This is a genomic window from Chromobacterium sp. IRSSSOUMB001 (genome assembly GCF_023507765.1).
GTDB lineage: Bacteria > Pseudomonadota > Gammaproteobacteria > Burkholderiales > Chromobacteriaceae > Chromobacterium > Chromobacterium haemolyticum.
Genome location: NZ_JALCYU010000005.1, coordinates 95,799 through 122,674 on the forward strand (window position 1 = coordinate 95,799; position 26,876 = coordinate 122,674).

Annotated in this window: 13 protein-coding genes; 5 read left to right on the plus strand and 8 right to left on the minus strand. The window is 64.6% G+C overall.

All coding sequences use genetic code 11. The features are described from left to right. Positions 1-17 precede the first annotated feature (17 nt). Both MOV80_RS08135 and MOV80_RS08140 read right to left on the minus strand, forming a co-directional pair. Complete coding sequence (locus tag MOV80_RS08135) at positions 18-638, minus strand: SCO family protein (protein ID WP_081576156.1); 621 nt, start codon at positions 636-638, stop codon at positions 18-20. 419 nt (positions 639-1,057) lie between these two features. Then, on the minus strand, positions 1,058-3,073 hold the full coding sequence (locus MOV80_RS08140; RefSeq protein ID WP_249604991.1) for an RICIN domain-containing protein: 2,016 nt from the start codon (positions 3,071-3,073) through the stop codon (positions 1,058-1,060). Between the two features lie 538 nt (positions 3,074-3,611). On the opposite strand from MOV80_RS08140, the gene msrB reads away from it, so the two are divergent. After that, on the plus strand, positions 3,612-4,004 hold the full coding sequence (msrB, locus tag MOV80_RS08145; RefSeq protein ID WP_019101694.1) for a peptide-methionine (R)-S-oxide reductase MsrB: 393 nt from the start codon (positions 3,612-3,614) through the stop codon (positions 4,002-4,004). A gap of 311 nt (positions 4,005-4,315) precedes the next feature. Here msrB and MOV80_RS08150 read toward each other — a convergent pair whose 3' ends face one another. After that, complete coding sequence (locus MOV80_RS08150; RefSeq protein ID WP_118268039.1) at positions 4,316-5,983, minus strand: ATP-binding cassette domain-containing protein; 1,668 nt, start codon at positions 5,981-5,983, stop codon at positions 4,316-4,318. Positions 5,984-6,189: 206 nt separating this feature from the next. Beyond that, positions 6,190-7,578, minus strand: a complete 1,389-nt coding sequence (gene hflX, locus MOV80_RS08155) for a GTPase HflX (RefSeq protein ID WP_019101696.1) — start codon at positions 7,576-7,578, stop codon at positions 6,190-6,192. A 161-nt stretch (positions 7,579-7,739) separates the two neighbouring features. Between hflX and MOV80_RS08160 the strand changes: the two genes are divergently transcribed. Continuing rightward, positions 7,740-8,999, plus strand: a complete 1,260-nt coding sequence (locus MOV80_RS08160) for a DEAD/DEAH box helicase (RefSeq protein WP_249604992.1) — start codon at positions 7,740-7,742, stop codon at positions 8,997-8,999. Between the two features lie 86 nt (positions 9,000-9,085). On the opposite strand, the gene MOV80_RS08165 is transcribed toward MOV80_RS08160, so the two are convergent. Then, complete coding sequence (locus MOV80_RS08165; protein WP_019101698.1) at positions 9,086-9,865, minus strand: HAD-IIA family hydrolase; 780 nt, start codon at positions 9,863-9,865, stop codon at positions 9,086-9,088. A 396-nt stretch (positions 9,866-10,261) separates the two neighbouring features. Here MOV80_RS08165 and MOV80_RS08170 point away from each other — a divergent pair, with 396 nt between their 5' ends. The 3 genes from MOV80_RS08170 (at position 10,262) to MOV80_RS08180 (ending at position 13,299) form a co-directional block, all read left to right on the plus strand. Beyond that, on the plus strand, positions 10,262-11,002 hold the full coding sequence (locus MOV80_RS08170) for an acetoacetate decarboxylase (RefSeq protein ID WP_019101699.1): 741 nt from the start codon (positions 10,262-10,264) through the stop codon (positions 11,000-11,002). A gap of 330 nt (positions 11,003-11,332) precedes the next feature. Further along, positions 11,333-12,115: a 3-hydroxybutyrate dehydrogenase gene (locus MOV80_RS08175; protein WP_019101700.1), complete on the plus strand. Its 783-nt coding sequence runs from the start codon at positions 11,333-11,335 to the stop codon at positions 12,113-12,115. Beyond that, positions 12,112-13,299 (plus strand): patatin-like phospholipase family protein, encoded by a 1,188-nt coding sequence (locus tag MOV80_RS08180; protein ID WP_081575502.1) that lies wholly within the window; start codon positions 12,112-12,114, stop codon positions 13,297-13,299. The genes MOV80_RS08175 and MOV80_RS08180 overlap by 4 nt, the downstream gene beginning before the upstream one ends. A 53-nt stretch (positions 13,300-13,352) precedes the next feature. On the opposite strand, the gene yfcF is transcribed toward MOV80_RS08180, so the two are convergent. The 3 genes from yfcF to MOV80_RS08195 all read right to left on the minus strand — a co-directional run bounded on the left by yfcF (position 13,353) and on the right by MOV80_RS08195 (position 26,865). After that, on the minus strand, positions 13,353-13,976 hold the full coding sequence (yfcF, locus tag MOV80_RS08185; protein ID WP_118268040.1) for a glutathione transferase: 624 nt from the start codon (positions 13,974-13,976) through the stop codon (positions 13,353-13,355). Positions 13,977-14,119: 143 nt separating this feature from the next. After that, positions 14,120-15,004 (minus strand): cysteine synthase CysM, encoded by an 885-nt coding sequence (gene cysM, locus MOV80_RS08190; protein WP_081575501.1) that lies wholly within the window; start codon positions 15,002-15,004, stop codon positions 14,120-14,122. 167 nt (positions 15,005-15,171) lie between these two features. Then, entirely contained in the window at positions 15,172-26,865 is an 11,694-nt protein-coding gene (locus MOV80_RS08195; RefSeq protein WP_249604993.1) for a LysM peptidoglycan-binding domain-containing protein, read from the minus strand. Between the last annotated feature and the right edge of the window lie 11 nt (positions 26,866-26,876).

Here is a 26,876-nt window from a genome sequence, read left to right on the forward strand (position 1 = left end):
CCGCGGCCAGCGACAAGCTAAGCCAAGGCCGACAGGGTGCGCGCGATGGTTTCCGCAGACGGCAGCTCCGTCGATCGCCACGCCAGCCGGTGCTTGGCATCCACCAGCAAGACTTCCGTATGGTGCGCGCCCAAATCCGTCCGGCGCTGATTGAACGTAGCCAGCACCAAGTCCAGGGAGGCCAGCTCGGGGCTGGCTGCCCGCCAGCCTGGCTTGGGACGAAACGGCGCCAGCCATCGCCGCAGCTGCTCGGGCGTATCGTTCAATGGGTCAAGACTTAGCGACAATAGCTGCGTCCTCGCCCGCTTCGACTCCGGGATCAAATCCTGCACCTGCCTGAATGTCGCGCCCTGAATCGGGCAAACATTGGAACAGCGGGTAAAAATCAGCTGGATAGCCGTCACGCGACGCTGCAATAAGGCGTAAAACGAACGCCGCTGACCATCGCTGTCCTTCAGCAGGAAATCCGGCAGCGGCAACGGCGGGGAAATCTCCCCATGCGCCAAGGCCAGGTCCCTCGGCGACACGGTGTCGGCAAACGCGGCCGGCCCCGCCAGCCATAAGGGCGCCAGCCCCGCCAAACCCATCGCAAACCGCCTCCGCCCTTGATCCAACGGCTCGACATCTTTCCGCTGCATGCTAATGCTCCTGCAAAAAAAGCCATAAAGCCCGGCACTCCGCCGCGCTCAAGCGGTAGCGCGGCATATCCGTGCTGATCAAGATCGCGGTCGGGTCTTTTCCGGTTCGCAGCATCTCGCAAAAACTCTGCTCGGTATAAGCCCGCTCCGGTCCTCCGCGCCTGGCGCTGGGCTCCGTCAAAAATTTCGCGCCCAAATCAGGACCGAAGCGGCCTTCCGCCCGCGCATGATCCTGTAGCCGGTGGCAGTTGACGCAACGCACGTACTCGGCGCCCAAGGGACGGTTATGGACATATAGCTGGCCGATCAAAGCGACCTGACCGTAGAACAGCCGGCCGCCGGCCGGCGCCTCCTCGCCGCCGGCCGCGCACGGGATCCCCAACAGGGCCAGCGCGCAGGCGAGCCCTCCCAAGCGCTGTTTAATTGATGGTGATGATCCGGGCCACACTGGGCACCCCCTGCGGGTTCATGGCAAACAGCATGTAGTAACCCGGCAACACCGCGCCGCTATCCGCCGGAATCTGCAGGGAATAACGCGTTTCCCCCGCCAGCGGCGTGATCTGCGACACCGACAAGGCGATGCGACGTTGGTCGTTGTTGACCGTATGGGTCACCGCGGACAGCCGCATCAAGGCGAAGCGGCTCGCCGCCTGCTGCGTTTTGACTTCGATCACGCTCCCCGGCCTGGCCTGAGCTGGCGCGGCGCTGATCACCGGCCGGGCAGCCAGGCTGCCGTCTGCATTCAGCAGATACGGAGGCGTCAATATTTCCGCGTTCAGGTGATTTTGCGGGCAAGCGGCGCCGCACAGGCCGCCGCCTCCGACAAACACGCGCCCATCCTGCAGCAAGATCGCCGTGCTATGGTAGGTGCGCGGCACCTGCATCGGTTTCAAGGGCGAAAATGTCTGCTTCGCCGCGCTCCATAACTCAGGCGTCAACACCGCGTAGGAATCCGTGAACGGCTGCGGTATCGTCTGCCCGCCCACCACCACCACATCGCCATCCGGCAAAACCACCGAATTGGCGAATGCGCGGCGATAGCTCATCCCCGGCAGCGGCTTGACCTTCACTGGAGCCTTGGGGCCGCCGCGGATATCGATCAGATAAGCCGAGTTGCTCGCGTAAGTCGTACCTGTGTTCTGCTGATAAGCCGGCGCGCCGCCCAGCTTCAGGATCTGGCCGGCGTCCACCATCACCGCACTCCCGTTGATGCTGTAGGGGTCGTTGCCGCGCGTTCCCGCCGAGACGATGCTCCCGGAACCGCTGGTGCCAATCCAGTTCATCTGCGCGCTGGGTCCGGCATGAAATACCATCCCCCCGCTGCTGGCGAACAGCCACAAATGATTATCGCCGCGGTACACGCTGCCATTGGTGTCCTGCGGATCGGGCCCGATCACATTATTTTCAGGCACGCCGGCAAGAACTTTCCAATGGCCGCCCTCCCACACCTCCCCGGTGCGATTGGGCCGGCTCTTGCTGTTGTAGCCGCCGCTCCAGGAACCGCCCAAAGTCAGCACCCGTTCATCCGACAGCACGGTATTGGCCTCATAGCCCCGCGGGATATTCATATTGCCGCTGGCGCTCCAACGCTTGGCCGCCCAATCGTATATCTGTGTTTTAGGACTACTGGAGCCGCCGTTGATCAACAGATTGCCGTTGGGCAGCATCGACGTGCCCGGGCAGAACAAATTCGAGCCGGTGGTGACCACCGTCAGCGGGAGCGGCGCGTTTTTCGCCGCGTCGAACAACGCGGTATAGGTCTTGCTGTTGCCATTGCCGCTGTCTCCGCTGAAAGCGTCGGGAAAATCCGCGGACCACATCATCAGCTTGTTGTCCGGCAGATTGGCGACCCCCACGGGAGTGACCGGCAAGGGAATCACTCCGCTCCAGGCGGAGGGAAGAGCCGTGCTTTTGGAACCGGGGTAATCGAACATGAACTGGTCGTTCACCTGCGCCTTGCCCTGGCAGGGCCATTGCACCACTTTGGTTCCCTGAGTCGCGACGCCGGAAAAGATGTTCACGCACTGGCCGCTGGATGCGGACACAATATGGTAAGTGCCGACATCCACCGGCTGGATTTTCCACTGGTCATTGGTCACCGCGACGCCTTGGCATGGCCACTGAATCAGCTGAACACCCTGATTGCGACTGGAAGCCGGCACATTCAGGCACATCTGCGACTTCTGCGAGACGATGTGATAGAAACCGTTGGCCAAGGGCACGAACGTCCATTGCTCATTGCTCCCCGCCGAGCAGGGCCACTGAATGATGCCGGCCCCGGACTGGGTCGAACCGCCCCCGACATTCAAGCACTGGCCGCTATTGACCGCCACGATGCCGGTGGTGGCGGCAGCGCCCGCCTCAGAGCAAACCAGCCCTAGCAGCCCGAGCGCGCCGCTCGCCAACGTCAGCAAATTGATTCGAAGCCTCAACATATATCCCCTTTGGAGTCAGTCACGCTATCAAAACTCTCCCGATTCACCCGACGGCCCTCCCGCCTTTCCCCCGGCATGAACGGCAACAACAGGCACTGCCGCCACTCTGATGCCCGCTTCGAACAAACACAACAAAAATTTACAACTGATAATTTATTTTGTATTAAATGCAGCACACAGTACTGTGGGAAAGCCCTGGGGTCGACATGATATTGAAAATAGAAAGGCTATTTGGAAGTGTTTCTTTATTTTTAATGAATATATTAATTAAAGCCGGGCAACGTACTCCACATCCTTACAAACTCCAGCTCCGAATCCGTCATCCACGGGCTGCCGGCACGACTAATGAATCTGAGGCCAGGTTGGGTGACAAGAAGGCCAACACAGCATTAGGAGTTTTGTTAACAGGTCAAATATTGAGATAAGAGTCCGCACCCTTCCCCCGTCAACCCTGTCCCCGGTAAAACCTTAACGCCGGATATACCGGCAACTAGGACTCGCCCTAAAATAGGGCTAACCCTCTACACAGGAGCGCACCATGACCATGCAAAAAACCGATCAAGAATGGCAACGGCAGCTGACGCCGGAACAATACCGCGTCACCCGCCAGGCCGGCACCGAGCGTCCGTTCAGCGGCGAACACTATACCCGCACAGAGAACGGCGACTACCACTGCGTCTGCTGCGGCACCTTGCTATTCCATAGCGACGCCAAGTACGACCCCGGCTGCGGCTGGCCCAGTTTTTGGGCCGAAGCCGCCGGCGCGCGCATCGCCCGCATCGTCGACCACTCCCACGGCATGACCCGCATCGAAGTGCGCTGCTCGGAATGCGACGCTCACCTGGGCCACGTCTTCCCGGACGGCCCCGAACCCAGCGGCGAGCGCTACTGCATCAACTCGGTGGCGCTGGCGTTCACGCCCAAAGCTTAAAGCTGCCCTGGCTTTGCCGAGGATTGAAAGCCCGGCGCCCTGAGTGGACGACAAGCTCTCCGCCGGCTCCGACCGCCCTAAATCTAAAAAGCAGCGCCGCCACAACCCATGACGACACTGCCTTTTATAAACTCCAAATGCCGGCGCGCCTTGCGCCACCGCCGCTTAGAACCTGTTTCCGATCTACTGCGTGTCGTGAAGCGTTACACGGTGAGCACGCCTTCAAAATGCCAATGTACTACGTGTGCACTCCGCTTTCTCAGCCGTTTTCGCCTTGTCTCGCTCTTGCTCGCGAGATCGTAAACACGTTCTTAGCGCTTGCAGGCGGCCTCTTCGCGTCGGCGCTTGGCTTCTTCCAACAGGTAGACCTGATAGTCGTCCAGATCGCCGTCAAAATCGCTGACGCCGCCACGCGACACCATCCAGAACTCATCGCAGACCGCGCGCAGCAGCGCGCGATCGTGGCTAACCAGCATCACCGATCCCTCGAACTCGTTCAACGCCACGCTCAAGGCCTCGCGCGTGGCCAGGTCCAGATGGTTGGTCGGTTCGTCCAGCAGCAAGAGATTGGGACGCAGCCAGACTATCATGCACAGCACCAGCCGCGCCTTCTCTCCGCCGCTCATGCTGCCCACCGCCTGCTTGACCATGTCGCCGCTGAAATTGAAGGTGCCCAGGAAGTTGCGCAGGCCCTGCTCGCGGCAGTCGTTGGCCGGCGGGCGCAGCTGCGCCGGCGTTTCGCGCGCCAATCTCAGCATGTGCTGTAGCGGATCGTCCTCCGGCCGCAGCACGTCCAGCTCCTGCTGCGAAAAGTAACCGATGTTCAAGCCCTTGCCGCGAATGATCTCGCCGCCGGTAGCCGTCAGCGCTTCGGCCACCGTCTTCACCAGCGTGGATTTGCCCTGGCCGTTGGCGCCCAAGATGCCGATGCGCTGGCCGGCCAGCACCGAACGGTTCACGCCTTTGACAATCACCGTGGGCGGCGCGCCTTCCGCTGCCCCCTCCGCCGCCGGATAGCCGAAGGAGGCCTGCGACATGGTCAGCATCGGATTGGGCAGGCTGCTGGGCTCCTTGAATTCGAACTGGAAGTCGGCTTCGGTCAGCACCGGCGCGATCTTCTCCATCCGCTCCAACGCCTTGACGCGGCTTTGCGCCTGTTTGGCCTTGCTGGCCTTGGCCTTGAAGCGGTCGATGAATTTCTGCAGATGCGCCATCTTCTCCTGCTGCTTGGCCAGCACGGCCTGCTGCAGAATCAGTTGCTCGGCGCGCATATCCTCGAACTTGCTGTAATTACCGCCGTAACGCACCAGCTTGCCGTGATCGATGTGCAGGGTGACATTGGTCACCGCGTCCAGAAATTCACGATCATGGCTGATCACCACCATGGTGCCGGCGTATTGCTTGAGCCAGGCCTCCAGCCAGACCAGCGCGTCCAAATCGAGGTGGTTGGTGGGTTCGTCCAGCAGCAACAGGTCGGACGGGCACATCAGCGCGCGCGCCAGTTGCAAGCGCATGCGCCAGCCGCCGGAAAAACTGTTCACCGGCCGCTGCAGTTCGGCCACGCTAAAGCCCAGGCCCAGAATCAGCGCCTGCGCCCGCGCGGGAGCGTCGTGCTCGCCGGCGTCGTTAAGCGCGGTGTAGGCATGCGCCATGCGCATGTAGTCTTCGCCCGCCTCGGCTTCGGCCACTTCGCGCCGTGCCGCCAGCAGCGCGGTATCGCCCTCCACCACGAACTCGGTGGCGGTCTGCGAGGTTCCCGGCATGTCCTGCGCCACCTGCGCCATCCGCCACTGGCTGGGGATGGAGAAATCGCCGCTGTCTTCGTGCAGGCTGCCGTTCAATACCGCGAACAGAGAAGACTTGCCCGCGCCGTTGCGCCCTACCAGGCCCACCTTTTCACCGGGGTTGATATTGACGGTCGCGCCGTCCAGCAAAACTTTGGTGCCGCGACGCAAAGCCACGTTTTTCAGAATGATCATTGGGAATAGCAGTGTTGCAGAATTTTTAGGAAGCAAGAAAACAGCAGCCCGGCGACCACTTGCGTCCCGGCGGAATGCCATGAATGAAACGCGCCCACGGACAAATCGCCGAGGGCACGAGGGGGCAGATTATACGCGGAAGCGCTAGGCGCTGCCGTCAAGGCGCGCCCCCTGCCCGCGACTCACCGTCGCTTAGGAGCCCAGCCTCAGAGCTCCCAGTATTCCTTTTCCCGGCCCTGCGAGCCTGGGTTCAACTGCTCGCGCAGGCTGCGCAGCTTCTCCGGCTCGCCGCGCACGCGGAACCAGCTGCCCTCTTCGTCCGCGCGCTCTTCCAGCACTTGGCAGTGGCTGTAGATGTCGCCGCGCAACTGCTGCGCCGACCACGGCAACAGCAGCTCGCCCTCCTCCAGATCGCGCTGGAAGAAGGCGACGATGAGGGAGCGCAACTCGGCCACTTCCTCGGGGCGGCGCGCGCTCATCACCACGCAGTCCGGGTAGCGCTGCCTCAGTTCGTCCGTCCAGGCGGCCTGCGCCGCCTCGTCGCCGACATGGTCGATCTTGTTGAACACCCGGATGCGCGGCACCTCGTCGGCGCCGATTTCCGCCAACACCTCATCCGTGACCTCCAGCTGACGCTGGAAACCCGGATCGCTGGCGTCGATCACATGCAACAGCAAAGCGGCGTCCAGCGCTTCTTCCAAGGTGGATTTGAACGAGGCTACTAGTCCGTGAGGCAGGTTCTTGATGAAACCCACGGTATCGCTGACCAGCACCCGCGGCACGCTTTCCGGGTAGATGGCGCGCACCGTGGTGTCCAGCGTGGCGAACAATTTATTGGCCACCAGCACTTCGCTGCCGGTCAAGGCGCGCATCAGCGTGGACTTGCCGGCGTTGGTATAACCCACCAAGGATACCCCGCCCAGGCCCTGGCCCTGACGCTCCAGCCGGCGCGCGCGCTGGGTCTTGCGTTCCAGTTCCATCGCGACGATTTCGCGTTGCAGTTCGGCGATGCGGTCGCGCACCTTGCGCCGGTCCAGCTCGGTATGCGATTCGCCGGCTCCCCGCCCGCCCATGCCGCTGCGTTGCCGGCCTTGCGGACCCGCCAGCTTGGCCGCCTCGCGCAAGCGCGGCGCCATATAGCCGAGACGGGCGATTTCCACTTGGGCGCGCGCTGCGCGCGAGCGGGCGTTGCGGTGGAATATCTCCAGGATGACCATGGTGCGGTCCATGACCTCGCAGCCGACGGCCAACTCCAGATTTCGCGCTTGCGACGGAGAGATTTCGTGGTCCACCAGCAAGGCGTCGATCTCCACCGTGCTAGCATCCAGCACCGGCGGCGCGTCTTCCAGCTCGTCGTTGCGAAGGCCGCGGTTGACGAACTGGCTGATTTCCTCCAGCTTGCCCACTCCCATATAGGCGGTGCGGTCGAAGCTGTTACGCTTTTGCACAAAGGTCCGCACCACTTGGAAGCCCAGGGTCTTGGCCAGTTCGCTCAGTTCGGTGAGCGAGGCCTCGAACTCGACATCGCTGACATCGGGCAACTGGACCGAGGCCACCAGGGCGTAGCGGGGTTTCTCTTTGACTTCTGTTTGCATGGGCGTATGACTTTAACTTGATAGCGAGCCCAGATAGTACTCGCAAACGGAACTTCCCGCTGCGCCACGCGCGTTGCGGCGACGCCACGCCCCGCTTGACCCGGCCGCGGTCAGCGCCGATACTCCTGCCGCTTCAAGCACCATCGCCGTCAACGCCACCCATGCCATTCACCTCTCTGGGCCTGTCGCCCGCCCTGGCCCAGGCCGCAAGCGATCAAGGCTATCCGGCCCCCACCGCCGTTCAGCTCGCCGCCGTCCCCGCCATTCTGCAAGGACACGACGTGCTGGCCACCGCGCAAACCGGTTCCGGCAAAACCGCGGCCTACTGCCTGCCGCTGTTGCAGCAATGGCTGGCGGGCCGCCAAGCCTCGCCGCGCCAGACGCAAACGCTGATCCTGCTCCCCACCCGGGAGCTGGCGGCGCAAGTGGGCGACGTCCTGCGCCAACTGGCCCAGGGCCTGCCGCGCCGGCCCAAGATCGCCGTGGTCTTCGGCGGCGTTTCCATCAATCCGCAAATGATGGCCCTGCGCGGCGGCGCCGACATCGTGGCGGCCACGCCCGGCCGGCTGCTGGACCTGCTGGCGCACAACGCGCTGCGGCTTTCCTCCGTCGACACCCTGGTGCTGGACGAGGCCGATCGCCTCCTCGATCTCGGCTTCGCCGACGAGCTGGCCGGCGTGCTGGCGCAGCTGCCCCCCTACCGGCAGAACCTGCTGTTTTCCGCCACCTTCCCGCCCGCCGTGCGCACGCTGGCGGAACGACTGCTAAACCAGCCGCAGCGCATCGACATCGCGCCCGACGACACCGCCGCGCCGGACATCCGCCAGCGCGCCATCGAAGTGGACGCCGGCCGGCGCACCATGCTGCTGCGCCATCTGCTGCAAACCCATGGCTGGGAACGGGCGCTGGTCTTCGTGGCCAGCCGGCACAGCGCCGACCGGGTGGCCGGCAAACTGCAGACCGCCGGCATCCGCGCCGCCGCGCTGCATGGGGACTGCAGCCAGGGACAACGCGGCCAAGTGCTGGCCGATCTCAAATCCGGTCGCCTGCAAGTGCTGGTGGCCACCGACGTGGCCGCGCGCGGCATCGACATCGCCCGCCTGCCGGTGGTGATCAACTACGACCTGCCGCGCTCGCCGGTGGACTACACCCACCGCATCGGCCGCACCGGCCGCGCCGGCGCCAGCGGCGAAGCCATCAGCTTCATCAGCGCCGACTCCGCCGCGCATTTCCAATTGATAGAAAAACGCCAGCGCTTGCGGCTGCCGCGCGAGCGAATCGCCGGCTTCGAGCCCGTCGCCGCCAGCCCCGCCACGGTCTCGAATACGACGACCGACAACGGCGGCGTCAAGGGCAAGCGCAAGAGCAAGAAGGACAAGCTGCGGGAAGCCGCCGCCCAAGCGCAGACAGAACCACGCTAAGCGCGCGCGGCGCCGAGCCCAACGGAGAACTCAAACAACAGGGCCGTTCCAGCTGGAACGGCCCTGTTTTCGCCTGCGGCCTAACTTTACAAAGCTTGCGGATCAATCTCCGCCACGCTCTCGAATACATAGTCCGGCTGATAAGGGAACTGTTCCATGGACTCGCGAGACGACACCCCGGACAACACCAGCGCGGTGCCCATGCCGGCTTCGATGCCGCCAACGATATCGGTGTCCATGCGGTCGCCTATCATCACCGCCTCTTCGGGATGCACGCCCAGCTTGCGGGTGGCCAGCATCATCATCAGCGAATTGGGCTTGCCCACGATGTAAGGCTTCTTGCCGGTGGCGGCCTCGATGGCGGCCAGAAGCGTGCCGGCGGCCGGCTCGTAACCGCCGCCCTCTATCGGGTCGATCATGTCCGGGTTGGTGCCGATGAATTTGGCGCCCTGGTCGATGAAGCGCACCGCCTTCTTGATCTGCTCGAAGCTGAAGGTCTGGGACTTCGCCACCACCACGTAATCCGGGCGGGATTCGGAAATGGAAAAACCAACGTTGTACAACTCGTTGATCAGACCGGCGCCTCCCACCACGTAGGCGGTGGGCATCGCTTTGCGCGTCTGGCTGCGCAGGAACATCGCCGTGGCCATCGCGCTGGTGATGAAGTTGTCCTCCGTCACCCCGTTGATGCCCAGGCTCTCCAGCTTCAGCCTCAGGTCCAGCGGTGTCTGTTCCGCGTTATTGGTCAGGAACAGAAAAGGCGTGCCGGCCTGCGTCAGGCGGTTGACGAAATCGCGCGCGCCCGGAATCAGTTGCTTGCCCCGATAGATCACTCCATCCATGTCGGAAATGATGCTTTTGCTCATACGGTATATCCAAAACACAGGTGCCGATTCCGCCGGCACGGAGGCGGGCCGCGGCTTCATTCGCCGCAACCGCGACAGCATAGCACGGCGGCTCTATCGAGCTTGTTGAAAGTCTAGCGAGCAAGGTCGGGCGTTGCGGCAGAAAAGGCCTCGCCTGCGAAGTCACAATCTCGCGGCGCGCGGCGGGCTATGAACAGGTTCGAAGGTCGGCCGCGCCCATCCATCCCAACGAACAGGTGACATGACAGCAAGCTACCGCTAGCGCGCTCTTTAGCTGTACCATCGACGCCAGATGCACGCCTGCCCGCCGCGCCGAGTTTTCCCGGCGGGCTCCTATCGCAGCAGCGGCCGCCCCCTACGGGTGCGACCTTTTGCCATTCAGGGAGCGCAGCACGTATGAACATCGACGCCATCCGCGAGCAGGCCTTCGCCATGCCGCTGACCAACCCCGCTTTCCCCCGCGGCCCCTACCGCTTCACCAACCGCGAATTCTTCATCATCACCTACCGCACCGATCCGGCCAAACTGCGCGAGGTGGTGCCGGAGCCGCTGCAGCCGGCCTCGGACCTGGTGAATTTCGAATTCATCCGCATGCCGGACTCCACCGGCTTCGGCGACTACACCGAAAGCGGCCAGGTGATCCCCGTGCTGCTGGGCGGCGTGGCCGGCAACTACACCCATGCGATGTATCTGAACGACCACCCGCCCATCGCCGGCGGCCGCGAGCTGTGGGGCTTTCCCAAGAAGCTGGCCTGCCCTCGGCTGCAAGTGCGCACCGACACCCTGGTGGGCGAACTGGACTACGGCCCGGTTCGGGTGGCCACCGCCACCATGGGCTATAAGCACCAGGCGCTGGACGCCAGCGCGCTGCAGCGCTCCATGGTCAACACCCCCAACTTCCTGCTGAAGATCATTCCGCACGTGGACGGCAGCGCCCGCATTTGCGAACTGGTGCGCTTCTACCTGAAGGACGTGACCGTGCACGGTGCCTGGAGCGGGCCTGCGGCGCTGGCGCTGTTCCCGCACGCGCTGGCGCCGGTGGCGGAACTGCCGGTGCTGGAGATCGTGGAAGCGCGCCATATCATCGCCGACCTGACCCTGGGCCTGGGTGAAGTGGAATTCGATTACCTCAACTAAGAACCTGTCCAATGTCTGCTGCGCTGCGGCGATACGGCGTTAAAAACAAGCTCAAAATGCTCATGTACCACGTGTACATTCCGCTTTTTCGCTCGTTTTCGCCTTGTCTCGCCCTTGCTCGCGAGACTTTGAACAGGCTCTAAGAACCTATTTACGATCTGCTGCGCATCGGCGATACGGCGTTGAACCCCCCTTAGAAAGGGTCATGTACCGCTTGACCATTTCGCTTTCTCAGCCGTTCTCGCCTTGACTCGCGAGATCGTAAACACGTTTAAGAGCCGCTTCGCGGCTCGTCCCCACGCGACAACTCACCACAACAAGGAGAGCAGCATGCAATTGAACGGCAAAGTGGCCTTGATCACCGGCGCGGCCAGCGGCATAGGCAAAGCCATTGCGGAAACTTACGCCCGGGCTGGCGCGGCGGTGGCTATCGCCGACATCAATCTGGCCGCCGCGCAGGCGACGGCGGAGGAGATCAAGGCCGCCGGCGGCAAGGCGGTGGGCGTGGCGATGGACGTGACCAACGAGGAATCCGTCAACACCGGCACCCAAACGGCGGTGGACGCGCTGGGCGGGCTGGACATCCTGATTTCCAACGCCGGCATCCAGATCGTCAACCCGCTGGTGGACTACAAGTTTTCCGACTGGAAGAAAATGCAGGCCATCCACGTGGACGGCGCTTTTCTCACCACCAAGGCCGCGCTGCCGCATATGTACAAAGACAAGCGCGGCGGCACGGTGATCTATATGGGGTCGGTCCACTCTCACGAGGCGTCCAAGCTCAAATCCGCCTACGTCACCGCCAAGCACGCCTTGCTGGGCTTGTGCCGGGTGCTGGCCAAGGAAGGCGCGGAATACAATGTGCGCGCCCACGTGATCTGCCCCGGCTTCGTTCGCACGCCATTGGTGGAGAAACAGATTCCGGAGCAGGCCAAAGAGCTGGGCATCAGCGAGGAGGAAGTGGTCAAGCGCGTGATGCTGGGCAATACCGTGGACGGCGTGTTCACCACCGTGGACGACGTGGCCCAGACCGCGCTGTTTCTGGCCGCCTTCCCCAGCGCGGCGCTGACCGGCCAATCCGTCATCGTCAGCCACGGCTGGTATATGCAATGACGCCGCCGCACAATCCGGCCTGCCCTCAGGCCGGCGGCCTGTACCAAAGCCGCAGCCTGCCGCCCGGCCATCGCTACCAGGTGCTGGCGCTGGTGCTTCAGGGCGGCGGCGCGCTGGGCTCCTACCAGCCCGGCGTCTATCAAGGCCTGGCCGAAGCCGACCTGCATCCTAACTGGGTGGCCGGCATTTCCATAGGCGCGCTCAACGCCGCCATCATCGCCGGCAATCCGCCGGAACGGCGGGTGGAGCAACTGCGCGCCTTCTGGGACACCATCTGCCGGCCGCCGTTTCTGCCGCCCAGCCCGTTCAGCCAACTAGACACCCACCACTGGCCCGCGAGCCTCAACGGGCTGATGGCAAGCTGGGAAGCCTGGCGCGCGCTGACCGAGGGCCAGAACGGTTTCTTCCTGCCGCGCTCTCCCTGGCCGGCCGGCGCGCCCTCTCCCGCCAACTGCAGTTTCTACGACACCGCGCCGCTGAAAAGCACGCTGGAGCGCTTCGCCGACTTCGACCGCATCAACGACAGCGATCAGATGCGGGTATCGGTGGGCGCGGTCAATCTACGCAGCGGCAACTTCGTCTATTTCGACAACACCCGTCAACGTCTGCGCCCCGAACATTTCATGGCCTCCGGCGCGCTGCCTCCCGGTTTCCCGGCGGTGGAGATAGACGGCGAGTACTACTGGGACGGCGGCCTGGTGTCCAATACGCCGCTGAAGCAGATACTGAGCACCGAACCCCGCAAGAACTCCTTGGTGTTCCAGGTGGACCTGTGGAGCGCCAAGGGAAAGCCGCCCACGGACATGAAGGCGATCGCCATGCGGCAGAAGGACATCCAGTACTCCAGCCGCACCCGGCAGATCACCGACTCGATGAAACGGGAGCAGAACTACCGCGGCCTGCTGCGGCAGCTGATGGAGCTGGTGCCGGAGGCGCAGCGCGAGCACCCCGCCTACCGCCACGCCCGCGAGCTGGCCTGCGGCCGGCTGTTGAAAGTGATCCACCTGATCTATCAGGACAAGGAGTACGAGGACCACCACAAGGACTATCAGTTCGGCGCCCAGACCATGCGCGCGCACTGGACCAGCGGCTATCAGGACATCTGCCGCACGCTGAGCCATCCGGACTGGCTGGAGATGCCGTCGCCGGACCGGCCCTTCGTCACCCACGACGTGCATCGTTGAGGCGGCGGGGCCTGGCCGGTGCGCGGCGCACCCGGCCGGGCGCGCTCCACCTTTTACGCCGACGCCGCCCGCCGTCCCAGCGCCAGCCAGTCCTGCACCGCCGGCCGCTGCCATTGGCGCTCGGCGTAGGCGGCCAAGCGCGGCGGCAGCACATCGTCGTATTGCAGCCGTTTCAGCATCAGCGCGAGATCGGTATCGGCCAGACACCAGGCGCCAAACAAATCGCCGCCATCGGCCGGCAGCAATGACTCGACTGCGGCGATCAGCTTGTTCGCCGCCTGGCGCGCTTCCGGCGCCAAGGTGCCGGCCGCCGGGCGCAGGAACACCACTTCCGTGTTGCGGTCTTCCCGCAAGGCCATCAGGTCGCTGCGCAGCCACGCTTGCAATTGGCGCGCGCGGGCGCGTTGACGCAGGTCCCGCGGATAAAGCCGGGGACGCTCGGGGTAAGCATCTTCAAGATACTCGGCGATGGCAGAGGATTCGCTGAGTTGAAACTCGCCGTCCTCCAGCATGGGCACGCGGGCGGTCAGCGATTGACGTTGATAAGCCGGGGCCAGATTGGCTTGCGCGGCAAGGCTCAAGGTCTCCAGTTCGAAGGTCAGCCCTTTTTCTTTCAAGGCGACGAAGGCGGACAAAGCGTAGGGGCTGAGGAAACGGGAATCGACATGCAGCAGCATAAGGGCCTCCGAGACGGGAACATAGGATCTCAGATGCTAAAGACATGCGGCGCCGGGCGCCAGCGCCAAAACGCGAACACGGCGTTCCGGCGCGCCGTCCGTCCTGGGCGCCTGCCGACGCCCAGCGGACTTTGAACGGGTTCTCAGCCGAACAGGCCGGTGGACAGATAACGATCGCCGCGGTCGCAGACGATGGAGACGATGATCGCGTTTTCCAGCTGGCTCGACAGGCGCAGCGCCACCGCCAGCGCGCCGCCGGACGAAGGCCCGGCCAGAATGCCCTCCTCGCGCGCCAGCAGCCGCGCCATATCCTCCGCCTCCTGCTGGCTGACATGCTGCAAATCGTCCAGCTGCGAGAAATCGCAGATCTTGGGCACATAGGGGTCTTCCCATTTACGGATGCCGGCAATCTGACTGCCTGGTTCCGGATGCACGCCCACGATCTGGATCGCCGGATTTTGCCGCTTCAGATAGCGGCCGGTGCCCATGATGGTGCCGGTGGTGCCCATGCTGGACACGAAATGGGTGATGCCGCCCCGGGTGTCCTGCCAGATTTCCGGCCCGGTGCTTTCATAATGGGCCAGCGGATTGTCCGGGTTGGAGAACTGGTCCAGGATGCGGCCCTGGCCGGCGGCTTCCATCTTGCGCGCCAGGTCGATGGAACCGGGCATCGACGCCTCCTTGGGCGTCAGGACCACTTCCGCGCCGTAGGCGCGCATCGCCTGCACCCGCTCGGCGCTGGAGTTCTCCGGCATGATGAGGATCATCTTGTACCCCATCATCGCCGCCGCCATCGCCAGCGCAATGCCGGTATTCCCGCTGGTGGGTTCGATCAGGGTATCGCCCGGCTTGATCTCGCCGCGTTCTTCGGCGCGACGGATCATGGATAGGGCCGGCCGGTCCTTGACCGAGCCCGCCGGGTTGTTGCCTTCCAGCTTGACCAGCACGGTGTTGCTGGTGACGCCGGGCAGGCGCTTGAGTCTGACCAGCGGGGTGTGGCCGACGAAATCTTCCAGATGCTTGTACACGACGCGTTCTCCAACGGGGAACGGTCATTATACCGATTGGCTATCAGCAAAGACGGAATCCTTATGTCTAAGCAAATAACCGTTACGCTCCCTCGCGGCGGCGAGGGAGCGGGTCTTGCGCCAGAGGGAGGCCGCCCTCCGGCGCGCGGCGGAGCCTGGGCAGTTGATCAAACCATGGGCGGCTCGATTCTGGTGAGTTCCAGGAACACATTGCGCAAGCGCAACAAGGGCTGGGCTTGTTCAGTCAAATTGGAGCTGACGGTCAGGTCGAACCACAAGCTGCCGCCTTTTTGCTCCGGTTCGTGCGCGGCGAACCAGTCCACGCAGCCCCGGACTTGCTGGACGACGACCTCAGCCAGCGGCAGACCGCCGCCGCCCTCTTGCAAGGCCACCTCGGTAGGCGGCATCAGGTAGACCGGCAAGCGCACCTTGCTCAACGCATCGTTCAGCCGGTACTCGTAATACACCGTCAGGCTGAGAATGGCGCTGTCGCTGCCGGCATGGCCGAACAAAGCCTGATAGAACAAGCCAAGCTGGCACTCCAGCGACCGGCTCACCGGCTGGTCCGCGCCCTGGGCGTAGATGACAGCCATGTTCACCGGCTGATCCGAATCCACGGTGGGACGCAGCGGCGCGGACAAGGACACCGTAGGCGTCTGATAGACGAACGGCTCCGCCGTCGGCTTGCCCGGCACCAACTCCTCGTTGCGCCGCAGGAAGACCTGAGCGTTGGCGTCCTGGCGCTCCAGGATATCCAGGTCCGGCAATACCACCATGCGCGCGGCGATGCCCTTGCCTTCGGACGCGGCCAGATAGGCGCCGGTGCTCCGATCAAGATAAGTAAAGGAACGGCTCAGGCCTTCTCCCTCCTCCGGCTCGCACTCGTATCGCTCCGGCTCCACCTGCACGAAAGGTTGGCCGGCGCGCTCGGGCAGCGCCTGCGCCAGCGTCAGCGTCACTCGCAACGCGCTCACCTTGCCTCCATCCGGGTTGACGCGCTCCACCGCGTCCTCCTCAATGACGAAGCGTATCGGTTCCGCCTGCGCCAGCAGCCGGCTGTTCGCTTGCAACAAGCCCCCGCCGCCAGCGCTGTCCGCCAGCCACTGCACCATCTCGCCGGCGGACAGCAGCGCCGCCTCGGCGTTCTGGATCTGAGCCGGGTCCTTGCTGTTGATGTCCAGCGGCAGCAAGAAGCGGTTCAGATCCTCCACCACCTTGGGAAAGACCTGGGTCATTTCCGCCAGGTTGTCGAACAGATCCCGGCTGAGCGCCATCGCCCTCAAACCGGATTGTCCGCCCAGATTGAAATCAACCTGGCCGTTGATCGCGTCTTGCTCGAAATGGCGTTGCAGCGCATAGCGCAGCCGATAATTCCAACGACTCAGCGCGGCCAGCGGATTGTAGTCGCCGGGCCGGCTGCAAGCCGGGTCGCCGGCGGTCGTAAGCCGCGCCGCCACGACTTCATCCGCAGGCAGACGGCACGGGCAAGCGATTTCGGCATTGGCCGCCGCCTCCTGCAGGGTCAGAGCCGGCGTTTCCGGGAAGGCGCGCAGCACGATGGGCGTGCTGAAAGCGCCCAACGCCTGGCGCAGCGGCCAGCTCTCGCCGGCGGTGTCCGCCACGAAACTGAGCCAGGACGACGGCTGGTAGCCGCGGATGCCGGCCAGCGCGCCGATCTGGTGTTCAATGTTCTGTCCTTCGAACACCAGGTCCAGGTCCACTTTCTTGGCCTCCAGACCCGCACTGGAGAGCAGGAAGCTCAGCAGGCGAGTATTGCCGCCGCCGTCGCCGGCCAGCTTCAATCCCAACTTGGGCGCGGTCAGAGACAGGTTGCCGCGGCCCATGATGCCGCTGCCGCCCGGCTGGCTCGCAATATTGCCGTATAGCCGCGGCGTCAGTTCCGCGCCCGAGGGTTGGATCGCGGCATTGACCTCCGCCTGGAACTGCAGACCGGCGCGCACCGCGTAGAACTCGCTCAGCGTGCCCAGCATCCTCTGGAAGAAGGCTTCGCGAATCGCGTCCAGTTCCCTCTGGTCCGCGCTCTCGTCGCGGAACACCGGAATCATCGCGCTCTTCAAGGCTTGGGCCAGCGCTTCTTTCGCGTCCAGCAGTCCCTGCATCGCGTTGTTGCCGGTCAGGCTGCGCAAGATCTGCGCCGGCGCGACATAGGCCGGCGACAGCAATTGGTCAATGCGCGCCAACGAGGATTGCAGCCATTGATCCAGATCCACGTCGGTGAAAGCGCGCGGCTCGGCCGGGTCCTGCAGGCTGATCACCTTGCCCGTGCGGTAGGGAATGATGGCCGCGTCCAGCTTGGACGCCAATTGATTGGATACCGGCCTGGGCGCGAACTGCTTGGGTTGGCCCGGATTGAGCAGACGGTAGGAGATGCCCTGCGCGGCGTCCCGTCCCAACTGCACCGCCCACAAGGTCATGCCGGAGCCGCCGGTGAAGGCGTTGCGATCGCTGCCGGTGGCCACTTGGTAACGCGGCCCCTGCGGAGTGGACAGCGCTTGCTCGAAGCGGGCAGCAAACTGCTTGAGATCGCGCTGGGCGCTCGCCGCGGCCTGGTCGCCTTGCAGCGGGCCGGTGGACGGCGACAACAGCGTGCCCGCCTCGGCCACGCCGGACACCGCCGCCAGCGCGCCGCTGACCAACTGTGGTTTGCGGCTCAAGGTCAGGCTGGCGTCCAAGCGGAAGATCTGGTCGTCGTTGATCTGCCCGGACTGCAGCGGCGCGCTCAACTCCAACAGCGGCTGGAAGCCGGCGGCTCGCTCTTGGTGGCTGCCGCTGCTGTTGGGCAGCAAGCTGTTGAGCCAGGCGTAGATGTCCACCGCCCAATTGACCAGCGCAGCCTGCTGCGAGGGCTCCAACAACGCGGCCTCCGGGCAGACGCTGCTGCTCAGCTCGATGCCGAGGCCGTTGGGGTCTTGCAACTGATACAAGACCTTGGCGTAGATGGCGATGGCCTGTTCGATGCGCTGCCGACCGCCGGCGTCCAGCGCCTTGGCCGCGTCCAAATAGGGCTGCTGGTCAAAGGCCAGCGACACCTTGAGCCCCGCCTTGCCGTCTTGCAAGGTGGCGAACAGGTAGTCGTTGGCCACAGACGGCCATTGACCGATGCCCAACACGCTGTCGGTATAGCCGGTCAGCTGCGGCGGGAAGTTGTATACGCGCGCCTCGGCCGGCGGCGCGTCCAGGTCGCTGAGGATGCGGTTGCCAAACAAATCCAGCCAGGCCAGTTCGATTTGCAACAGACCGCCCACGCCCAGGTAGGGGCTGCCGCTCACCGCAGGCGAGGCCTGGCGCTGCACCGGCGGATGCCGGTACAAACCGGGATACGGCACGGTGCGGACATAACGCCACGGTTCGTCCTCGTTCGCGGCGCGCGGCGCGCGCACTTTGTCGGCAGGGCCGTTGCCGTCGATATTGCCCGGACCGGTGGCCACGCCGAAATTGCTCTCTTTGAAATCGTCGGTCAGGCTGTTGCGGTAGCCGAGCAAATTGAACAGATTGGCCAGATAGATCCAGCCCCAATCGGCGCCGTCGGCCCTGTCCGGCACCGGCGGCGCGGCCTTGCGCTCCAGTTCGATGCCGGCCACGCCGGCCTGAGTAGTGGCCGACACATCGAACGGCCCCAACTCGACCTCAAGCGCGGTTTGGGCCGGGAACAGGCCGGGCGTGCGCGCATTGGCTGCGGCCAAGCCGGCCAAGGGCGCCTGGAAATAGGCCGAGACATCGTCCAGCGTGGAGAACACAGCGCCGTTGGCGTAGCGCCGGCCCACGGTCACATCGACCTCGGGCAGACGCAAAGCGGTATAGCTGACCAACGGGCCGCTCCAGCTGGCGCGATACGGGTTGGCCTGCTTGATCGCGTCTTCGGTGGTGAAGAAATGCTCGGCGATGCGCGCCAGGTCCCCGCCCGGGGCCGCGCCAGTCGGCGCGACTTGATAAACGCCGCCATGCACGCGCAACACGGCGCCGTCGCGCAACGGCCGCCCGGCGTTAAGCCGGGCCAGACTATCGACCCGGCTGTAATAGCCGGCGGCGACGCCGTCCAGCGTGGCCGCGTCAGCCAACGGCGCGGTCTGTTCCCGCCGCAGCACCGCGGTCGCCACCAGCGCCGCGGCGCTGGCGTCGAAGGACTCATTGGTGGCCAGCACGTTCATCCAGTTGCCCACCGCCTGCCCTTCGCCCTCGTCCGCGGCAAACAGCGCCAGCACCGCCAGTTCGGCTTCGCCGCTGTCGTTGAACACATGGTCCGGCAAACCGGACAGCGTGCCGCCGGCTTGCAAACCCTGGCTGTAGCTGAGGAAAAAGCCCCCCTGACGGGTGATACTGGCTTCCCACAACAGCCGCAGAAAATCGTCCGGCGCGCCGATCAGATTGGGGAAGGCGTTCTCGGTGAGCGCCAGCGCGCGCAAGCCGTTCTGCGCCGGAGGACGGGTCTCGGTGGACAGATTGACCTTGGCGATGCCGGCCAGGCTGGCGGCCGGGTTTTCCATCTGCCAACCGGCCACCTCGCTGCCGGTGGCGGCAGGCCGGTACAGCACCAGCAGTTGGCTCAAGCCCGCGCTCGGCCCCTGCAATTGGCTGAGCACGCGCTCCAGCAACACGATTTCCTTGTCCGGCGCGCCGATGATTTCATACAGCCGCTGGCTGCTGGGATTGTTCGTCAGCGGCTGAGTGCGACGCACGCCGAAGGGGATCAGCATGCCAAAGCCGTAATTGAGCAAGGGCTGCTCGCTGACGCTGCCGGTGGCGGCGTCGGTGCGCGCCAGCTGCGGCGCGAAACGCGGCAACACGCCTTGCTCCAGCGGGGTGTTGATCAGCGAGTCCGGCAGGCTCCACAAACGCGGTTCGGCCACCTCCGGCGCGCGGGCCTGGCGCGGCAGCGCCACCGGCGCCGCGCACTGCCAGGGCTGGGAGCTGGACAGCGGGAAGCGCGAGGCCTGGGCCTCGGCGTCCAGCAATGGCCGGATCGCCCGCGTATCCGTGCGCAAAGGCTGCCCGGTGGCGGTGGCGCGCACTTTCACATAGCGCAGGTAATCGTCCTGGCTCACTTCGAAACTGGCGCTGGCGCTGCCCGGCGCGCCCAGGCTGAGCCAGGTTTCGGCGGCGCCTCGGCTCAGCGTGAAGCTGAACTTCGCCCCCTGCGCCGGGTCTTGCAGCGCGGGCAGCGGGAAGGCCTGCCCAGTCAACGCGAACAGACCCAGCTGCGCCGGGTAGTCGTAGCCGCCCTGACCGTTGGGCTTGACGAACAGGCCGGGCGATTTCGCCGTCAGGCCGGCGGTGGGCAGCCGCAAACCGTTGAGGTAGTAACGCGAAGCCATCGCGCCCAGGTTCTGGAACGCCAGCGTGCGCAGCGCTTCGTCGATCAACTCGCCCACCTGGAACTGCGCCAGTTCCGGGATGTTCAGATTGGGATCGCTGTCATGATCGAACAAACCGGCGGCCGCGCCGTTGGCGCCGGCCAGCAGATCCAGGCTCACGCCCAAGCGCGCGGAAATGCCGGCCAGAGTGTCTCCAGCGGCCACCGGCTGCGAGAAGGCCGGCAACGCCAGTATCGCCAGCGACGACAACAGGTCCGCGCGCCGCAGCACGTCGCTGCCTTGCAGTAGCGCGTCCAGCGATACGCCCAGCCCGGCGGCAATGCCGGTCAGCGAATCGCCGTCCTGGGTCAGGTAGACCTTATCGCCCAACACGATGCGTTGATTGGCGGCCAGGATGCGCGCCTCGTCGGCGTTGGCCCGCGCCAGTTGCTCGCCGTTGAAGCCGCCGCCAAACAAGGACTGCGCGGCTACTTGTTCGAAGCTGAGGCCGCCCGGCGTTTGCCAGCGCATGCCCTCCACCGTCAACGGCCGGGCCCCCGCCGCCAGCGGATGCTCTTGGTTGGCGACGAACAATTGTCCGGCGCTGAAAGCGTCGTCGCCGGACAGTTGGCCGGTGGCGTTGACCCAGTCGACGATCTCGGCCACCGTCTGCGCCGGCTGAATCACCAGCTTGAAGTTGCCCAGTCCATCGCGCAGCGCTTGCAAGGCCTGTCGCGCCAGCAGGCAGAAGTAATCGCCGAAGATGTAGCTGGCGATGGAGGCGCCGGTGCCGGACTGCATCCGGAGGGCCGCGGCCGTCGGCGCGCCGCCGCCTTCCACCTGTACCTGCAGTTGCTGGAAATACTGGCGCAGCAACAGCAGGTAGTCGGTCTGGCTGCTGTTGTATTGGCCGAACACGTAATCGTAGCCGGATGCGCCGGCGTAACTCGGCACATTCAGGCGCACGCCGGGAGGCGCCGGGAAGAACACGCCGTGGGCGTTGGCCGCCGCCGAAGCGGCGAAGCAGATCGTCGCCTGCCGCGCCAAGAAGGCCTCCACCTGATCGGCCGGAATCGGCAGCGGTTGATCCGGATTGGAAAAGTACTGCAGCGCCTGGTTTAGGAAGTCGGCGCTGACCACTTGCTGGTTGAGCTGGTCCGGGCTCATCGCGCCGCTCATGCCGGCGGCCAATACCCATTGCAGCACCCTCACGGCCAGGTCTTCAAAGCCGTCCTCGCCGCCATTGGCGGCCAACCTGGCGTTCAGCGCCGGGCGCTGGCGCGCGCGCGCCAGCGCGGCATGCGCCAGCCGGCCTTGCTCGGACCCGCCGTTGCGGGCCGCCGCCAAGGCGCCGCCGGCCTTGACCGGTTCCGGCGTGGCGAGGAAGAAAGCCGCCACATAGCATGGCAATTGCTCGGCCGCGGTCTTGGCCTGATCGCCGGCCACGGTCAGTACCGGCACGGTCCAACCCGTCAGTTGCAAGAGCTGCCCCGCTTGCAGATTGCCCCAGGCCGGCTGATAGCCGGCGGCGTTGGCGGCCAGCCGCGGGCCGGCTCCGCCGCTCTGCCCCAGCGCGCGGCGCAGCCGACGCGCTTCCAGTTCAGCCGCCGCGTGGCGCGCGGACAAACCGCCGGCCAAGGCCAGCGTCCGCATGCCGTTGCCAGGCAAGGTGCGGCCCCAGGGCGGATTGTTGCCGGCCGGGTTTTTCAGCACAAACGTGGCTTGCACCGAGGCCGAGAACGACAGGCCTATGGTGATGGTGAACAGGCCCAGATTGATCTTGACGTCTACGCTGACCTCCACCGAGGCGTTGGCGCTGATGGGGATGTCCTGATAGGCGATGTAGCTGAGCCGCACGTAGATCTTGATGGCGATATTGACGTCGGCGCGGATGATGGCGAAGTCTATGCTGCCGTACAAGCGGCCCTGCACCCCGGCGGTGCCGATCAGCGAGAAATAATAGCCGTCCTGCAATTGGTCGCGGCCCTGGCTGGGCGTGGCCTCGCGGTAAGGCAGCCAGCGCGCCAGCACGCCTTCGATCACACCGAACACCGTCAGGCTGAACCCGGCGCGCAAAATCCCCAGCTCTATGGATTTGCCCAGACCAAGCTGAGCGCCGAAGCCGAACACCAGCACCGGATTGAACCACCCCCGTTCCGACACCGGCACCAGATTGGTGGTGGCGCTGCTGAGCTTGCCGAAATAAAAGCCGGCCGAACCCAGCACCGGGATGCCCGGCGCCACGATCAGCTCTATGGTGAAGGAACGGGCGAAGTCCTGCCGCCACGGAAAACCGATGTCCACCTGGAAATCGCCGTTGGTGTACAGATTGATGCCAAACTCCGGCAGGGTGATCGTGGCCACCCCGATCTGGAATTTGCGCATCAGATTGGGCAAGGCGATATTGGCGGAATAGCAACCCACGGTTTCCGATACCTGGCGATAAAGTATCTGGAAATCCAGGCCGGCGAAAATCTTGGCCATCGGCCCGGCCAGCGCCACGCGCAGCGCGTACAGCGTGGGGTCGTTGAACACCATGGACAGCTGCAGCAGGTATTCGTCGGCCTCCTCGTCGGCCGCGGCCGCCTCGCGGGCGGTGATCAACTGCTGGCTGCCCTTGGCCGCCGGCGCTTCCTTGTCTTTCTGGGTTTTCAACACGCCGAAGTCGAAGGCGATGAACCAGGAGTTGTCGGGAGCGAACACCGGCTGCCCTTTGCCGCCCACCGGCACCTCCGGCGGGTTAGGCACTTCCAGGCTGCGCAGCTTGGCGATCACGCCTTGCACCGAGGTCTCCTCCACCAGGCCCGGCACGGTGACGTGCTGCCCCAGCGCCAGCAGACGCAGGTCCAGATACTTGTTGCCGCCGCCCGGAGGCGCCGGCGTGGTTTCCGGCTTGGAGGGGTCCCAGCTGAGCGCGTCGCCGGACTGCCAGACGAAACTGCCCTGCACGGTGATTTCCACCTTGGCGTCCTTGACCTGCGGATCGTATTTCAGTGCCACGCCCTTGAGCGTGAAGAAGCCGAAATCCACCGGGCCGATGCCGATATTGAAGCCCACCTGTTTCTTGCTGAAGTTGTACACCAGCTCAAGGCCGCTCAGGCTGAAGGAGTTGAGCACGTTCCAGGGCGCGGCCAGGCCGAACTCGGCGCCGGTGGCCCAAGACACGAAGGTCTCCACCATTTCGCCAATGGACTTGTTGTCCAGTTTGAAGGTGGCGACGGTGTCGCCCTGTTTGTCGGTCGTCACGGTGGCGAGCAGGGTCAGCCAGCGCAAGCTCAATTCCTGTTTGCCGGGAGCGAAGTTATAACTGACCCCCAGCTTGATGTTCCACAGGGTCAGGTCGGCGCCGATCTCGCCATAGGTGCCCGGCACCTGCGGCGGATCGTCGCCCTCGGTGTTCAGCGGAGCCAGCCCCAGCCGCTCGGCGGCCTTCTTGCCCAGATAGCCCAGCTTCAGCCGGCCGGTGACGCTGACGTCGGGCAAGGCGGAAATCGGCACCCAGACGCTTGCGGTGGCGGCGCTGAATTCAAAGGAAGTGGCTTTCTGCTTACCCCAGTCCAGTTGCAGCGTCAGCTTGCTCACGTCCGGGAACGACAAAACGGTGCGCCAATCCCGGCCCAGATACTGTTCAAGCAATTCATTAATGCTGAAAACGGTGTCGTCCTGCTGCTGGATGGAAAATGCCCAATCTCCGCCGCCGGCGTAGCTCGCGCCTATGCCCACCACCAAGGGATGAGCCATGTCCGGCAGCAAGGTGGTGTTGGCGGTGATATTGCCCTGGTTTTCCAGCTTGGCGCGGCTGACCGAGAAGCCGACGTTGTCCAGCTCGAACAGCGGCTTGCCGAAAAACTCGAAAGTCCAGGCCGGCTGGAACACAAGGTTCAGCGACACTTGCAGATTGTCGGCGGCCTGGGCGTAGTTGAACACGAAGCTGTCTATCACCGGCAACGACGGCAAGGTCAGATCAACGCCGGGCAGGAACAGCGACAGCAGGTCCTCCATGCGGATCACGCCGGACTCCAGCGTGCCGCGGAACTGCCAGTCCGGATATTGCACGCCCACCGCCACCACGCCGGCCTCTTCGCCGCTGCCAATGATGAAATTGCCGTTGGCGCTGGCGCGCACCTGGCGCGTGTTGACCGGGTCCACCAACGCCACCTGGGCCTCGATGTCGCTCAAGGCCACTTTGCCGACCAGCGGCACCGGCTTGGCGCTGTTGGCGCGGATGATGAAGCCAAGCGCGGACGCGTCCTCCTCCTTGCTGAGGTAGTACAGGTCCAGCTGACTGAGGCCGAGATCGGCCAGCACGTTCAGCGGCGGCGGCAGCACCGCCACCAGGTTGACCGTCGCCGCCATCTGGAAGGCGCGGTCTATGCTGGGATACGGCGCGTCGAACTTGACGGTGAGCAAGGCCTGTTCGCCGGCCGACGGCGCCAGCAATTGCAGCTCCGCGCCCAGCGGCTGGTAGCGGCCGCCCAGCGCGGCGGTGACCGGGATCTGGCCGTCGGAGCTGGACAGGCGCAGGAAGGAGCCGCTCATCTGTATCCACGGCACGCCGGGCAAGGACCAAGTGCCTTCGGCGGACAGTTCCAGATTCATCCGCAGCTGCTGCTCCGGCGCGTCGAAGATCACCGCGATGCGGTTGCTGATCTGCAGGCTGGCGAAGACGCCGGTCATGCCCTCCAAGCGGATGGAGGCGATGTCGTCTTCCTCGCCCTCGTGCTTGAACTGGGACACCTCCAGCCACAGGCTGGCGCTGAAGCCCTGCAACAGGGCCAGCACCGCCTCGTTGATATTGCCGCCAGCCAGGATGCCCGGCACCAAGTCCAGCCGCTTGGGCGGCTGGATCTCGCCGTCCTCGCCCAGCTTTTCCTTAAGCTCCAGATAAAGCGCGTTCAGCGGATTCTCGGCCGGTTCGTCGCCGCCCTCCTCGCCATCGGCGCGACGCGCCCGCCGCGCGGCCGCGGCTTGCAAGGCGTGCTCGGCCTGGTAAATGTTCATCAGATAGGCGACGGCGACATTGAGCTTGTCTGCGCTGGACGTGGCGTAGAACGCCTTCAGCTCGCGGAAATAACGCGGAATCGGATCGTCCGTCGCGGTCTGGGCGCACAGGCTTTGGATGAAGGCGCCGAGTTGCCGGCAGGGGTTGCCGCTCTGGTTGCCGGTGGGCCAGCTGTCCAGCGAGAAATTGAGCTGGTTGGCGGCGGCCGCCAGCTCGTTGATCGGCGGCGAGGCGCTGAACAGGCCTCGGTTGACGCTGGGGTACAAGGCCGGCTGCACGCCCAGGCCCTTGCGCGGCAAGGCCAGGAACGGACACCCCATATTGATCGCCGCCATCATGCTGTTGGCGCCCTCGAACAAGGACAGGGTATTGGTCTTGAACAGGGCGTAGTAGAACAAGGGCTGCGGCACCGGCCCCAACTGGATGAACAGAACCTGGTTGGGTTTGCCGACAATCGCGTTGACCGCGGCCTCCACCGCCGCCGTCGAAGTGGGATAGTTGAGCCAGCTGAAACGTTGCACCGCGTTCAGCGAAGCCATATAGCGGCGGCGCGCCTCATGCACCTGCCGCGCAGCCTGCCGCCGGCTGGCGTTTTTCGGGTCCGTGCCGGTCAGCACCACCACCTCGTCGCGGGTCATGTCCCCGCGCAGCAAGCCCGCCACCGCCTGCAACGGCGCCTCGCTCTCCGCGCTACCGAAGCGATTGAGGTTCAACACCACCACCGGCGCGGCCAGCCTGTGGTCGCCGTTGTCCTGGTAATCAAGCAGGCCCCCGCACAGAACCGCCGCAGCGGCTTCCGGGCTGCTGTTCACCACGTTTTGAGCGCTGGGCATGATGGCGTAGGACACCACCAGCCGCACTTGCTTGAGCAAGGCGTCGCCGGTCAGATAACGCAGGATCGCCGCGCGCGGATTATCCGCGTAATCCGCCCAGTCCGGCGCCGCATAGCTGGATTCCGGCACATAGGACACCCGGCGTCGGAAACTGGGATTGTTCAGCTCCGGCACTTGCAGCAAATCAATGGCCGGCCGCCTGGCGCCGACGAAATCTATTTTTTCCGCGTAATTGTAGTTATAGGGCTGCAACTGCAGAAAATACTCGACGTTCAGCCCGGTGGCGTAGTTGCCTGCGCTGTCGTCCACCGCTCCGGTGAAGCCGAACAGCGCCTTGTCCGCCGGCGGCGCTTGCGGATAAGCCTTCAGCTCCACCGTGGCCTGGTTCAGCTTGCCGCTGGGCTGATGCTCCAGTTCCGGCAACAACTCGTACAGCTTGGCCAGCGTGTCCTCGCCGCCCTGGTAATAGACTTCGGCCTTGCCGGCGTAGGCGTAAGTCAGCCCCGCCGCGGTCAAGGGATCGGTCAAGCGCCGCAACAGATTGACCGTGGCGGACTGGTTGCCGAAGCTGCCCCCGGTGCCCACCAATAGACGGATCGCGGCCTGCTGTTCCAGCAGGCTCCGGAACGCGTCGATCTGTTCCTTGTTGATCCGGGCGGAAGTATTGCGGCTGGCCGAGTTGGCGTTGTCGAACAGGGAGAAAGGCCACGTCATGATCGCGCCGT

What these genes read in the sequence shown, in the direction of transcription:
- MOV80_RS08175 (WP_019101700.1), top strand. Translation starts at nt 11,333, where the DNA reads ATGCAATTGAACGGCAAAGTGGCCTTGATCACCGGCGCGGCCAGCGGC.
- msrB (WP_019101694.1), top strand. Translation starts at nt 3,612, where the DNA reads ATGACCATGCAAAAAACCGATCAAGAATGGCAACGGCAGCTGACGCCG.
- MOV80_RS08150 (WP_118268039.1), bottom strand. Translation starts at nt 5,983, where the DNA reads ATGATCATTCTGAAAAACGTGGCTTTGCGTCGCGGCACCAAAGTTTTG.
- MOV80_RS08170 (WP_019101699.1), top strand. Translation starts at nt 10,262, where the DNA reads ATGAACATCGACGCCATCCGCGAGCAGGCCTTCGCCATGCCGCTGACC.
- MOV80_RS08165 (WP_019101698.1), bottom strand. Translation starts at nt 9,865, where the DNA reads ATGAGCAAAAGCATCATTTCCGACATGGATGGAGTGATCTATCGGGGC.
- MOV80_RS08135 (WP_081576156.1), bottom strand. Translation starts at nt 638, where the DNA reads ATGCAGCGGAAAGATGTCGAGCCGTTGGATCAAGGGCGGAGGCGGTTT.
- MOV80_RS08160 (WP_249604992.1), top strand. Translation starts at nt 7,740, where the DNA reads ATGCCATTCACCTCTCTGGGCCTGTCGCCCGCCCTGGCCCAGGCCGCA.
- MOV80_RS08195 (WP_249604993.1), bottom strand. Translation starts at nt 26,865, where the DNA reads ATGACGTGGCCTTTCTCCCTGTTCGACAACGCCAACTCGGCCAGCCGC.
- MOV80_RS08180 (WP_081575502.1), top strand. Translation starts at nt 12,112, where the DNA reads ATGACGCCGCCGCACAATCCGGCCTGCCCTCAGGCCGGCGGCCTGTAC.
- MOV80_RS08140 (WP_249604991.1), bottom strand. Translation starts at nt 3,073, where the DNA reads ATGTTGAGGCTTCGAATCAATTTGCTGACGTTGGCGAGCGGCGCGCTC.
- yfcF (WP_118268040.1), bottom strand. Translation starts at nt 13,976, where the DNA reads ATGCTGCTGCATGTCGATTCCCGTTTCCTCAGCCCCTACGCTTTGTCC.
- hflX (WP_019101696.1), bottom strand. Translation starts at nt 7,578, where the DNA reads ATGCAAACAGAAGTCAAAGAGAAACCCCGCTACGCCCTGGTGGCCTCG.